The 12,629-nt window shown below is 65.3% G+C and carries 12 protein-coding genes and 2 pseudogenes; 10 read left to right on the top strand and 4 right to left on the bottom strand.

Going from position 1 to position 12,629, the window contains the following annotated elements; genetic code table 11:
* Positions 1–85 precede the first annotated feature (85 nt).
* From B9C99_RS23575 to B9C99_RS26310, 5 genes and pseudogenes are all read left to right on the top strand, one after another.
* Complete coding sequence (locus tag B9C99_RS23575; protein ID WP_088899534.1) at positions 86–745, top strand: maleylpyruvate isomerase N-terminal domain-containing protein; 660 nt, start codon at positions 86–88, stop codon at positions 743–745.
* A gap of 6 nt (positions 746–751) precedes the next feature.
* Positions 752–1,480, top strand: a complete 729-nt coding sequence (locus B9C99_RS23570; protein ID WP_088899533.1) for an SDR family NAD(P)-dependent oxidoreductase — start codon at positions 752–754, stop codon at positions 1,478–1,480.
* Positions 1,481–1,512: 32 nt separating this feature from the next.
* Positions 1,513–2,145, top strand: a complete 633-nt coding sequence (locus B9C99_RS23565) for a LysE family translocator (RefSeq protein ID WP_088899532.1) — start codon at positions 1,513–1,515, stop codon at positions 2,143–2,145.
* A 15-nt stretch (positions 2,146–2,160) separates the two neighbouring features.
* A pseudogene (locus tag B9C99_RS26390) lies at positions 2,161–3,009 on the top strand (PhzF family phenazine biosynthesis protein); the annotation flags it as partial.
* A 218-nt stretch (positions 3,010–3,227) separates the two neighbouring features.
* Positions 3,228–3,356, top strand: coding sequence for a hypothetical protein (locus B9C99_RS26310; protein WP_301179097.1), 129 nt, complete (start codon positions 3,228–3,230; stop codon positions 3,354–3,356).
* A gap of 9 nt (positions 3,357–3,365) precedes the next feature.
* Here the strand turns inward: B9C99_RS26310 and B9C99_RS23550 are convergent, their stop codons facing one another.
* Positions 3,366–4,763 (bottom strand): GntR family transcriptional regulator, encoded by a 1,398-nt coding sequence (locus tag B9C99_RS23550; RefSeq protein ID WP_225623885.1) that lies wholly within the window; start codon positions 4,761–4,763, stop codon positions 3,366–3,368.
* Positions 4,764–4,842: 79 nt separating this feature from the next.
* Between B9C99_RS23550 and B9C99_RS23545 the strand changes: the two genes are divergently transcribed.
* The 3 genes from B9C99_RS23545 to B9C99_RS23535 are packed head-to-tail and all read left to right on the top strand — an operon-like array spanning position 4,843 to position 7,218.
* The gene (locus tag B9C99_RS23545; RefSeq protein WP_088899543.1) at positions 4,843–5,706 is read left to right on the top strand and encodes a hypothetical protein; all 864 of its coding nucleotides are present in this window, start codon (positions 4,843–4,845) and stop codon (positions 5,704–5,706) included.
* Positions 5,707–5,724: 18 nt separating this feature from the next.
* Positions 5,725–6,393, top strand: coding sequence for an enoyl-CoA hydratase/isomerase family protein (locus B9C99_RS23540; protein ID WP_088899531.1), 669 nt, complete (start codon positions 5,725–5,727; stop codon positions 6,391–6,393).
* A gap of 45 nt (positions 6,394–6,438) precedes the next feature.
* Positions 6,439–7,218, top strand: coding sequence for an enoyl-CoA hydratase-related protein (locus B9C99_RS23535; protein ID WP_088899530.1), 780 nt, complete (start codon positions 6,439–6,441; stop codon positions 7,216–7,218).
* Between the two features lie 428 nt (positions 7,219–7,646).
* Here B9C99_RS23535 and B9C99_RS23525 read toward each other — a convergent pair whose 3' ends face one another.
* Genes B9C99_RS23525 through B9C99_RS23515 form a run of 3 tightly spaced genes read right to left on the bottom strand, consistent with a single transcriptional unit; the run spans position 7,647 to position 10,427 of the window.
* Positions 7,647–8,531 (bottom strand): crotonase/enoyl-CoA hydratase family protein, encoded by an 885-nt coding sequence (locus B9C99_RS23525; RefSeq protein ID WP_088899528.1) that lies wholly within the window; start codon positions 8,529–8,531, stop codon positions 7,647–7,649.
* A 19-nt stretch (positions 8,532–8,550) separates the two neighbouring features.
* Complete coding sequence (locus B9C99_RS23520; RefSeq protein WP_088899527.1) at positions 8,551–9,531, bottom strand: nitronate monooxygenase family protein; 981 nt, start codon at positions 9,529–9,531, stop codon at positions 8,551–8,553.
* Positions 9,528–10,427, bottom strand: coding sequence for an SMP-30/gluconolactonase/LRE family protein (locus B9C99_RS23515; RefSeq protein ID WP_039583700.1), 900 nt, complete (start codon positions 10,425–10,427; stop codon positions 9,528–9,530). The genes B9C99_RS23520 and B9C99_RS23515 overlap by 4 nt, the downstream gene beginning before the upstream one ends.
* 232 nt (positions 10,428–10,659) lie before the next feature.
* Here B9C99_RS23515 and B9C99_RS23510 point away from each other — a divergent pair, with 232 nt between their 5' ends.
* A complete protein-coding gene (locus tag B9C99_RS23510) occupies positions 10,660–12,240 on the top strand; it encodes a long-chain fatty acid--CoA ligase (RefSeq protein WP_088899526.1) in 1,581 nt (526 codons plus the stop codon).
* 81 nt (positions 12,241–12,321) lie between these two features.
* Positions 12,322–12,629, top strand: a pseudogene (locus B9C99_RS23505) (hypothetical protein); the annotation flags it as partial.

The following is a 12,629-nucleotide window of genomic DNA, read 5'->3' as shown; positions in this document are numbered from 1 at the left end:
GCGTTGGTCCACTTCACGGAAAACCCGATCGCTTCTCACAAAATGGCACTGTTGAGACGGGGGACAGAGAGGGTTTCCTGGCGTCATGAGGATCGACGAAGGTGAACTTGTTACCGGACACGTTCGTGCAGGCGCACCGGGCGGAGCGCTGTCGGTTGATGGGTTCCGGGCGGCCGCTGATCACATTGTTGCGCTAGCGGCTGCTGTTGCGTCGGAGCAGTGGAACAACTCGGCGTTGGGGGAATGGACGGTGCGGTCGCTGGTGGGACATATCGGTCGCGCGCTGACCACGGTCGTCGACTATCTTTCACGGCCCGCCATCGAGCAGACTGTGCCGTCCACCGCCGACTACTACCTCTTGGCAGCTGAACTCGTCGACTCGGACGCAGTCCGCCGACGCGGTGAGCAGGCCGGCGCCGAACTCGGCGAGGATCCCGCGGCCACGCTGGCGCAGATGCGAGACCGGGCGCTGCACGCTCTCGCCCACACCGACGATCGGATCGTGACGACGGTGGTGGGTGGCATGTTGCTGTCGCACTACCTCCCGACTCGCACGTTCGAGTTGGCAGTGCACGGTCTGGACCTGGCCCGAGCGACCGGACAGCCGGAATCGGTCCCGGTCGAGGCGCTGCGGGAGACGGTGTCGTTGGCGACCGAGCTGGCGGTGCGCCGTGGTCACGGTGAGACCGTCCTGCTCGCGTTGACCGGACGCGGAATCATTCCGAGCGACTTCAGTGTGGTGTGAACTCCGATGAGTGAGCATTTCGTGGTGACGGGTGGTAGCCGTGGGATCGGTGCCGCGATCGTTCGGGCTGCAGCTCGTGCGGGCCACGAGGTCAGTTTCACCTACCACCGGGACACCAATGCCGCAACCGGACTGGTCACCGAATGCGGCCCCCGAGTCCAGGCCATCCAATCCGACGTCGCCGACACCGACGCGGCAGGAACCGTCCTCGACACGGTGACGCGGACAAGGGGAGAGGTGACGGTTCTGGTGAACAACGCCGGGATCACCGGCCCGCTCGGCGACTTTCTCTCCGTCAGTCAAACGACGGTGCGGGAAGTCTTCGACGTCAACGTTTTCGGACTGTGGGCAATGACGGCCGCCGTGGTCCGGTACTGGCGCGCACATTCCCTGCCGGGTGTGGTGGTCAACCTCAGCAGCATCGCCGCGACTACCGGGGCGCCCGGTGAGTATGTGGGCTACGCCGCGTCCAAGGCTGCGGTCGAGGCGATCACCCGAGGCCTGGGACGCGAATTGGCGCCGGACATCCGTGTCGTCGGCATCGCGCCCGGCACCACCGACACGGACATCCACGCCGCTGCGGGCGATCCGGACCGAGCACAGAGGGTCGTCGAACGGATACCTCTCGGCCGCATCGCCACGGCGGACGAGATCGCCGCCGCGGTGCTGTTCGCGGCCGGAGAGAACGCCTCGTATCTGACCGCCACGACCATCACCGTGGCCGGTGGCCTGTGACCGGAACATGCTGATGAAGGGGAGAATAGGTCATGACCGCCGCTTTCGTCATTGCGGTCGCCTTCATGGTGATGACCCCTGGTCCGGACAGCCTGGCGATCGCTGATGCGGCCGTGCGCTCTCGGACCGACGGTGTCATGATCGCACTCGGTGCTGTTACCGGCATGCTCGTCTTCACCGTCGCCGCCTGCACCGGACTCGGTGCACTGCTCGTCGCCGCACCCGCCGCTCTCGACGCCCTACGGATCGTGGGTGGACTCTATCTGGTCTTCGTCGGACTCACGTCCCTGCGCAGCGCTGTCCGTGCTCCCGCCGATACCGAGGAAACAGCTCCGGGAAGCCCTGCGTCGCAGCGGATATTGGCACCTGCACGTCGGTTCGGACGAGGCCTTCTCGTGGATATGACCAATCCGAAGACCTTGGTCGTGTTCGTCACGGTCGTACCGGCGTTCGCAGGTCCGGACGCCGATTACCCAACCCTGGTCGGACACTGCCTGTTTCTGGTGGTCTTCGCAGCAGCATGGTTCCTGACGGTGGCACTGCTCGCCGCCCGGATCGGCACGCTCGGCCCACGGTCGGAGCGTTGGACTGCCATCGTCACCGGTGGCGTCATGTGCGGTTTCGGCATCGCGATCCTGGTCCTTGATCCCTTCGTTCGCGGTTGAACCGAAGCGGCAACAATGTCGGACATGGAGGAAGAGAGCACAGTGGCGCGAGTGGAGCTGTACGAAGCGTTCGCCGTCGATGCCGGGGGAGGCAATCCGGCCGGCGTAGTCCTCGATGCACAGGGCATGTCGGAGCGCGAGATGCTCACGGTGGCCCGCGATGTCGGAGCATCGGAAACCGCTTTCGTCACCGACGGGGATGCGCCGCACACCTATCGCCTGCGTTATTTCTCCCCTGAGGTCGAAGTGCCCTTCTGCGGACACGCCACCATCGCCACCGCCATCGCCCTGGCCGAACACCGCGACGAGGACGACATCGTCATGCTGACCCGCGCAGGCCGTGTGCCGGTGCAGATCGAACGCCGTCCCGACGGTCTGCACGCGGCCTTCACATCGGTCCCACCCACGATCACCACCGTGCCGGACGACATCGTCGCGGCAGCCTTGACAGCGCTGCGATGGGCACCGGATGACCTCGATTCTCGCTTCCCCGCCGCGGTATGTGATGCGGGCTCTCGACACTTAATCCTCGGCGTCGGCACCCGCGAACGCTTGGCTCGCCTCGATTACGACTTCGACGCGCTGCGGACCGTGCTCACCGAACTCGACGCGATGACCGCCCAGCTGTTCTGGTTCGGCTCCGGGCGGGACCTTCACAGTCGCAACCCCTTTCCCGTCGGCGGGATCGTGGAGGACCCTGCGACCGGATCGGCCGCGGCCGCTCTCGGCGGATACCTCCGCCACTTGGGCGTGGCGAAGCCGGGAGACCGGTTCGTCGTGCACCAAGGAGTTGACATGGGACGGCCGAGCAAGATCGGAGTGCGGATCGGCGAGAGTGGGCAGGGCATCACCGTGTCCGGACGGGCGGTGCGCGCCGAACCTGCGCGACGGCTCGATGACGCTGGGCAGGTCCAGCCCACCTCCACTGCTCGCTATGTCGAACACCTGCGGCGCCCCGATCTGAGCGTCGGCACCTACTCGATTCCGAACGGTGGTGTAGACGGACAACAACCGCACACCGAAGACGAGATCTACATCGTCACCGCGGGGGGGCTGCGACCTTGTGGACGCCGCCCGGGACCGTGCCGGCACCGACTGGGGCGGTGCTGTTCGTCCCAGCAGGTCTGCCCCATCGTTTCGTCGACGTCGGCGAGGACTTCGCGACACTGGTGGTCTTCGGCCCAGCGGAGGGCACCCGCGCCCGCGCATGAACCGGCAGCTCACACACTGGCCGCCAATCGCCGCGTATATGTCGCCCACGCCTCGACGAGCCGATCCACCGCAGACTCGAGCACGGCGGGGTCCGCGGCCGCCGAGATGCGGATGTACTCGCGCAGGCTCCCGTCGGTGACACACTCGCGCCCGACACACACCCTGACTCCGCCGCGCACGGCGACGTGCGCGAAGGTCGACGCATCCACGACCGGCAGGCGGATCCACAGCCCGTCCCCGGTCGTCGACGCCACGGTCCAACTCGGCATCAGCCCCGCCAGCATGCTGCGCAGAAGGACCACCCGTTCGGCGAGCGTGTCGTAGCGGGCGGTGTACCACTGCGGACTGGTTGCGTCGAGCAACCGTGCGGCGTGGACCTGTGCACTGACCGCCGGGGCCGGAATACGGGGCAATGCGCTGAGCAGGGATGCGTCCGGCGCGGGAAGCCGGATCCACCCGATGCCGCACCCGGCCCAGAACACGCGATTGAGTTCCCCGATCGCGGTGACCCGTTCGGACAGCGCCGCCAGCGGTCGCAGCCGGGGGTCGCGCGACCTGGCGAGCGGAAGAAATGACAGCTCCTCGACCACGACGGCGGTGTGATCCTCGATCGCCGCGGCGAGGCGCGGTAACCGCGACGAGGCCGTCGTCTGTCCGCTGGGTCCGGACTCGACCACATCGACGAAGGCAGTCGCAGCACGGGTGCGGCGCAGCGCGCGCCGCATCGCCGCCGGATCGATGCCCCCGGCGTCGGGATACAGGCACAGCGAGGTCGCAGTGTGTTCGGTGAAGGCTGCACGCAGCGTCGGCCATAACGGTGCGCCGAGCACGGTCGGACGTTTCGCGGCGGAGTTCGCTCGCAACACGATATCGAGTGATTCTGCTGCTGCGGTGGTCACGACGATTTGTTCCGCTTCGGTCGGCAGGCCCAGGCGTGTGAGGTGCGATGCCAGGGCGTGCCGGAGGACCGGAAGTCCCCGGGTGGGAACGCCCGCCCTGTGAGCGGCTGGGTCGAAGCTCCAGTCGATTGCAGGAAGGTGCGACGGATCCACCGGGGCTGGCCTGGACAGGTCGATGACGTCGCCGATGTCCTCGGTCGACGAATCGATATGGCGCACTACCGCGTGAGAGGAGGTCCGGCGGGGACGAACGAAGGTGCCCGAACCGTGGATGCGTTCGACGACCCCGCGTTCGACGAGTTCTTCGAAGGCGCGCACCACCGTTCCGCGACTGACGCACAGTGCGGCGGCGAGGGTGCGTTCGGCAGGGAGGCGCTGACCGTAGGTCACGGTGCGGGAATCGATGGCTCGTTCGACCGCCGTGACGATTCGTAGGTAGCGAGGAAGGTCGGTGCGTTCGTCCGTCGCGAAGACGACAGTTGTCCACCACGCAGTGTCCTGGTCCACTCGACAAAAATGGCACTGTCCGGGCTGGTGGTGCAAGCACGATGCTGGACCTGCACGACCACCGAGCGGAGGAATGGCGATGGCAGAACCGGCAGCGACACTGGCCCGACGCCTGTGGGAGGCAATCGAACCGCTGCACGCGGCACCGTACTTCTCCCCGCACCACCGCCGGATCTCCCTCGATCTCGGCATGAGCGGCTACTGGATGGGTTACTTCGCCGGCCGCGCCGCACCGCTGGGGGCGATGACCGCAGCACCGGTCGAATCGATGTTCTTCAGCTTCCCCGACCGCCGCGTCGCACGCGCCCTGCCCGAAGCCTGGGCGTGCGCGGATCCTGGCACGGTACTCGAGGCACGAATCACCACCGCGCGCCTCGTCCTAACCGACTACCTCCGCGACGTACCCCGACGCGACCTCGACACACTCGCTTCGTACCTTGAAATGGCAGCGGATGGATGTCATTTCGCCGGGCGACCGCTGGCAGCCGGATGGTCGCGCGTTCCCCGTCCCGACGATATCGCCGCTCAGCTGTGGCTCGCCGCGACAGTCCTGCGTGAACATCGTGGAGACGGTCATGTCATTGCCTGTGTGCACGCGGGATTGCGGGGCATCGATGCGGTCGTCGCGCACGCCGCGACCGGCACAGTCACCCGCGAGATGATGCAACCCAACCGCGGCTGGAGCGATGAGGAATGGGAAGCCTCCGAGCGTCGCCTGCGTGCCCGCGGCCTGATCGATATCGGCGGCCGGCTCACCAAGAGCGGGGGAGCGCTGCGACGCAGCATCGAGGACCGCACCGATTTCCTCGCAGCGGATCCGGTGACCGCCCTCGGTCAGACCGGCGTCGAAACGATCATCGCGATCGCTGCGCCTATCAGTCGCCGCCTGTTCGACACCGGCGTCATCCCGCTACCCAATCCCATCGGGGTTCCCCGCCCCTGACCTGGCCATGGAGGCAGCATGAATAGTTCCCTCATCGACGTGGACACCACCGAGCTCGACGAATATGGCGTCGCCGTCGTGACCCTGAACCGTCCCGATAAGAAGAATGCCTTGTCGCACGCGATGCGACTTGACCTCGCCCACACCTTCGAGGCCCTGACCGACGCCCGCGTGGTGATCCTGACCGGCCGCGGAGACGTCTTCAGTGCAGGATTCGACCTCACCGAATTCGACCGGATCGACGAGGCCGGACTGTGGGAATCCTCCGACCGAATGAATGCCGCCATCGCCACGCACCCCGTGCCGGTGATCGCCGCACTGGACGGACCCGCCATGGCCGGGGGAACGGACCTCGCGGTACTCACCGACATCCGCCTCGGCACCGCGTGCACGAGTTTCTCCCACCCCGAACACCGCCGATTCCCCGTCGTCTACGGCCCCCTTGCCGAACGCGTCGGCCCCACCCGCGCACGCGAACTCGTCCTCACCGGTCGAACCGTCGAGGCCGACGAAGCTCTTACGATCGGGTTGCTGACCGAGATCGTCCGTGACCGCCCCGTTCTCGACCGCGCCCGCGAACTCGTCTACGACATCGCACGCACGCCCTCGCATCTCCTGCACGGCATGCGAGACAAATTCCAGCAGACCCAACGTTACGACCCGGCCTGCCACACCCTGTCCCTGTAACCACCACGCCGCCAGTGCCTCGCGACATTCGATCGAAGGAACCGTATGAGCATCCACGTGCGCCACGCAGAATCGACCGCAGTGATCACCATCGACCGCCCTCACAAACTCAACGCGCTCGACTACACCACGATCGACGAGTTGTCGGCGTGGCTGGACGATGCCACCGCTGATGATGCGATCCGCTCGATCATCCTCACCGGATCCGGTGACCGGGCTTTCAGTGCCGGCGCGGACATCTCCTGCCTGGCGCAGAGCATCGAGGCCGGCACCACCCACGCCCTGCAGGAGATCGTGACCCGCGGACAAGGGCTGACCAAACGCATCGAACAATTCCCGAAACCGATCATCGCCGCCGTCAACGGCCTCGCCTACGGCGGCGGATGCGAAATCGTCGAAGCAGCACATCTCGCCGTCGCTGCCGACCATGCCCTCTTCGCCAAACCGGAAATCACACTGGGATTCCCACCACCGTTCGGGGGATCACAACGACTGCCACGCCATATCGGCCGCAAACGGGCCCTCGAGATGATCCTCACCGGCGACGCCGTCGATGCCCACCGTGCCTACGAGATGGGTTTGATCAACCACGTCGTCCCGGCCACCGAACTGCTGTCCACCGCGTTGGAGTTGGCGGTACGCATCGAACGCCACGCACCGACCGCAGTGCATGCCTGTCTCGCCGCCGTCACCCGCGGCCTCAACGTGCCCATCGACGAAGGACTCGCTGTCGAGGCCGCATGGTTCGCAACTACCGTTCCTACCGCGGGCGTGAGGAGAGGGCTCGACGGATTCCTCGGCCGACGGACAGTAGCCCCGAAGTAAGTACGTGTTTGGGGTAGGAGACGTCGAACACTCGCACACGGGCGCATTCCGTGCGTAACGCGGCGGGCCACCTTCCCCGTGATCGGGAAGGTGGCTCCAACCGGGTGCGGGGCTTCTCCAGTCCTGATCCGTTGAGAGTTCGATGTCCTGCGTGGATCGATCATCACGAACCGAGCTGGTGAAGTGGAAGGTTCGGTATTCAGAGGCACTGATGGAGCATCGCTGCCAACTCGCGTGTTGCGGCCGCTTCGGTCTCCGCGCCCCACGCGCTCAGAGCATCGGCTGAGACCATCAGAGATGCGGACGAATCAGCGGGGATGCCGTCGCCGAGCGGTAGTCCGATTTCCTGGCGGAGTTCATGCATAAGGACAGTGCGCTTCATGAGACTTTCTTTGTTCGGTCGGTTGGAGCGGGGACGCAGTAGGTGTTCACGGCGTCGTTGTCTCGATCCACTCTTCGTAGAACGGCGGCATGGCTGAGGCCTTGTCATGGAACTCGGGTGGGCGTTTGTCGCGGAATGCCTGCACTCCCTCGGCGCCGTCGCCGATGCTGGTGTAGAACATGGCCAGCGAATCGACGCGGTGGGCATCTGCGGGGTGAGCAGCGGCCGCGTTTCGCAGCAGCATCTGGCGCATCAGGGCCACCGAGACCGATGAGCGGTCGCGGGTCCAGGCATTCGCCAACGCGCGCGCTTCGCTGAGCAACATCTCGGGTTCATGGACCGCCTGCGCCAACCCGTCGATGTATGCGACCTCGGCGTTGAGGATCTCTGCCCTATAGACCAGATCCAGCGCAGTGGGCATGCCGACCAGCCGGGGAAGGAACCATGTCGAGCACGCTTCGGGCACTATTCCGAGTTTGCCGAACACCAGGCCGAACCGCGCTCGGGTCGACATCAGCCGCGCGTCCATCGCCAGCGTCATGGTTGCACCGATTCCGACGGCCGCACCGTTGATTGCGGCGATCACCGGTTTACGACAGGCATGGATTGCGAGGGTGACACGACCGCCCGTGTCGCGGATCCGGCGCAATTCGGGGTCGTCGAGATTCTTCATGTCGGCAAGAGTGGGGCGTTTCGACTCGTCGAGTCCGAACACATTCCCTTCACTCGACAGGTCCATGCCGGCGCAGAAAGCGCGCCCTGCTCCGGTGACGATCACGGCCCGGACCGTGTCGTCGTCGTTCACCGACACGAAGGTGTGCTCGAGTTCGTCGGCCATCTCGACGGTGAACGCATTGAGACGGTCGGGACGGTTGAGCACCACGGTGAGGATGCCGTCCTCGACTTCGTGGCGAAGGGTGGTGTATTCCATGACTTCTCCCGTCTGCCTGTCAGGCGAGGTCGGCGGCAATCCTGCGGATGGCGGCTTCGGCATCGCTCACGATGTCCGAAATGATCGTCTTGCAGGGAAGCACGGCATCGATGAGACCTTGGGACTGGCCGGCCCACCACATGCCGCCTTCCATGTTCCCCTTCTCCAGCACTTCCGTTCGGCCGCGTACCCCGGAGGCGAGGTGTGCGACGTCGGAGAACGTGGCGTCAGGGCGGGCGGAGAGGGCTGCGATCGTCTCGGAGACGGAGTTGCGGGCCACACGTGCGGTATTACGGAACTCTCGGAACACGAGGATGGTCTGGCGTTCGTCGTTGGCAACGATCTGGGCCTTGACGTTCGGATGCACAGGAGCTTCGTCGCTGGCCACGAACCTGGTGCCCATGTTGATTGCGCATGCGCCGAGGGCCAGTGCTGCGGCCAATCCGTCGCCGGTGGCGAATCCGCCACTGGCGATGATCGGGATGTCGAGCACGCGCGCTGCGGCGGGGATGAGGATCAGGCCGGGGATGTCCTCGTTGCCGGGATGGCCGGCGCACTCGAACCCGTCGATACTGACGGCGTCGACACCCATGGACTGTGCTTTGATCGCATGCCGGACCGCTACCGCTTTGTGGATGACCTTGATCCCGGCGGCTTTGAACGCCGCTACATGTTCCTGGGGGTTGCTGCCGGCGGTTTCCACGATGGTGATGCCGCTGTCGATGATCGCGGCCCGGTAGTCGTCGTACGGCACGGGAGTGACGGTGGGCAGCAGGGTGAGATTGACACCGAACGGCTTATCGGTCATCTCCCGGCACCGGGCGATCTCAGCGACGAGAGCTTCGGGGGTGGGTTGCGTCAGCGCGGTGAGAAACCCCAAACCCCCGGCATTGGCCACCGCGGAGATCAGCTCCGCGGTGCCGACCCCGGTCATGCCACCGCACACCACCGGGTGCTCGATCCCGAAAGTGTCGGTGAAACGTGTGCGCAGCACGATCACGGCCTCCCTGCGTGCGGAACGTCGACTCTCGTCGAGAGGACCTTGGCTTCACGCGCAGCGCTGCGCTTGGCTTCGTCGAAATCCGGTGCGACCGAGAGGAATAGTGTGCGACCGTCATCGCCACCGAGCGCAACCGCGAACACTCCCAGCGGAGCCGTACTCACCTCGTCCAGGATGGTTCCGCCTTCGGCCAGGCGGACGGCACGTTGGTTGACGCAGTCGGCGATCCAGATGGCACCTTCAGCGTCGAGGGCCTGACCATCAGGTGCAATCGTGCACGCCGCAAGCCTCTTCTCCACGCTCGGCTCGTCGCCGAGATCGCCGAACGAGGCGAAGTCCTGACGGGGGCCGAGTGTGCCGTCCGGTTCGATATCGAATCGGGAGACGCGGTTGCCGAACAGTTCGTTGACGTACAGCGTTCTTCCGTCCGGGGAGATGCACATACCGTTCGGGAAGGACAGTCCTTCGGCAGCTACTCGGGAAGTGCCGTCGGTGTCGACGAGGACCACAACGCCGTGCTCGTGATCGGCACCTCCCATGAGGTCGAATCCGAACTCGCCGACGTATGCCTGACCGTTCGCGGCGACGACCATGTCGTTGGCGTGACCGTGGCAGTGTTCGGAGATGTCGGCGTGCTCGACGAGCGAGCCGTCGGGTTCGCGGCGCAGGACTTTGCGATCCTTCATCGAGACGACGAGCATGCGCCCGTCGGGAAGCCATCCGAGTCCGGACGGCTGGTGTTCGACGGTGCAGACCTGTTCGATGGATCCGTCGGCGTTCACGGCATTGACCGAGTGGGTGTAGAAATCCACGAACCACAGTCGGCCCTCATGCCACCGAGGTCCCTCGGTGTAGGTGAATCCTGTTGCGACTTCCGTCATTGGACGACTTGTCATGGGAGTACCTTTCTTCCGGCGCTCGTTGCCCGCTGGGCTCGGCCGGTGTCGGCCGGGCGCCTATGCGGGTGAGGTGGCTCCAGTCTCGGGATCCTCACGGCGGTCGAGGTGTCCCACAACGCAACAGTGCGGACGAGTTCATCGGGCGCTGTCGCAAATTCGGACGGTTCGGTGCCAGGGTTGGTGTGCAGGCTGGTCGTACCCTCGCTCACCTGATCCGGAGGAATGCGCCATGCTCACCACGATGATGGATCGTCCACTGCTGATCAGCTCGCTGCTGTGGCGTGCTGAGAACGTCTTCGCCGACCGGGTCGGAGTCTCGTGCGACGCAACCCGCGGAGACCGAGAGTTCACCTACCGCGATCTCGGCGCGACCGCACGCCGGTTTGCTGGTTCCTTCGAGAACTTGGGCATCGGGTTCGGAACCAGGGTTGCGACGTTGGCCTGGAACACCTTCGAGCATCTTGTCGCCTACTACGCAGTTCCTGCGTGCGGGGCAGTGCTGCACACGGTCAACCATCGGATGTCACCCGAGCACATCGCCTACACAATGGACAAGGCCGAGGACGAGGTTGTGCTGATCGACGCTGATCTGTTGCCCGTACTCCTCGAGATTCTCCCGCGCCTCCCGCGGATCCGGCATGTGGTGGTCATCGGTGATCTCGAGCAGGCCGAGTATTCGATATCTGCAGAGGTGACCTGGTGGTCGTTCGACGGATTGCTGCTCGATGCCGTGCCGATCGGGGAATTCCCGGAGTTCGACGAGACGACCGCATCGTCGATTTGTTTCACCTCGGGTACCACCGGGCTGCCCAAGGGGGTCGTGTACAGCCATCGAAGTACGGTGCTGCACGCGATGGCGATCAGTGCTTCCGGGGGCGTCGCGATCGACGGTCGGCACTCGTACCTGCTTGCCACGCAGATGTCCCACGTACACAGTTGGGGTGTTCCGTACGCGGGGGTGCTGCAGGGCGCACGTCTCGTCCTCCCCGGGCCGCACCCCTCGCCCGCGGAGCTGCTGCGCATCATCACGGATCAGACACCCGATGTCTTCGTCGGCGCCCCGGCCGTGGCGGCGCTCATGCGTGCACAGTTCGATGCCGATCCCGAGCGTTACGACCTCGGAAGTTTGCAGACCATGTGGTTGGGCGGGCAGGTGCTGCCACCAGTGCTGGTGAGGTGGTGGGCGGAGCGGGGAGTGGCGACCGTCAACGGGTGGGGGATGACCGAAACCTCCCCTATGGGAACTTTCAGCAACTCGGCCGATTGCCAAGGCAGACCCTTGCCGTTGTTCCAGGTGCGTGTCGTCGACGAAGAGGGTCGGAAGCTGCCGTGGAATGGCTTCACCACCGGCGAGCTGGAGGTTCGTTCGCCGTGGGTGACCGGGACGTACCTCGACGACGACCGCGCCGCCGAGGCGTTCGACGCCGGCTGGCTGCGCAGCGGCGACGTCGCGGTGATCCACCCGGACGGCCGGCTGGAGATCCGCGACCGGGTCAAAGACCTCATCAAGAGCGGAGGAGAATGGATCTCTTCCGTCGAGGTCGAGAACCAGCTGCTCCTGCATCCGGCGGTGGTGGAAGCCGCTGTCATCGCGGTACCGCACGAAACCTGGCAGGAGCGCCCCTTGGCGTGGGTTCGGACAACGGAGGAGGTCTCCGATGATCAGCTTCGGGCCCACTTGGCGGTCACCCTGCCGAAGTTCTGGCTCCCCGACACGTTCGTGCGGGTAGACGAGGTCCCCAAGACGTCAGTGGGCAAATTGGACAAGGTGCGCATGCGCCGGATGTGGGCCCAGAAGTCCGTGGTGTAGCGTTCTGGGACACCCATGGTCCATGTGACCTCTATTACATAATGTTCGTACTGACCGTGAGGTGTTCGAGGTGGTGATGACGTGACCGAGCGGCTTGGCATGCACGTAGACGATCGCAATTCCGATAGGTATGACTCCGACAGGTATGACAATGCTTCGCCACGAGTGCGGCCGGAGATCGAGCAGTCCTGGCGCCGCTGCCGTGCCATCGGGGCGGCTTCGGACGGTTCTCGTCTGCGCTACATCGATACCCCCACAGACTCGAAGCTTGTGCGTGCGGCGCGGCCGGTCCTGGATCGGTTGGCCGATCAACTCGCCGATGCACCGGTGACGATCCTGCTCGCCTCGCAGGATGCGACCATCGTCGACCGGCGGGCCGGGCAGCGGTC

Origin of the sequence: Rhodococcus sp. BUPNP1 (genome assembly GCF_002215235.1) — a bacterium.
GTDB lineage: Bacteria > Actinomycetota > Actinomycetes > Mycobacteriales > Mycobacteriaceae > Rhodococcus.
Note: the sequence above shows the minus strand (reverse complement) of the source record. Positions and strands in the feature narration are given on the sequence as shown.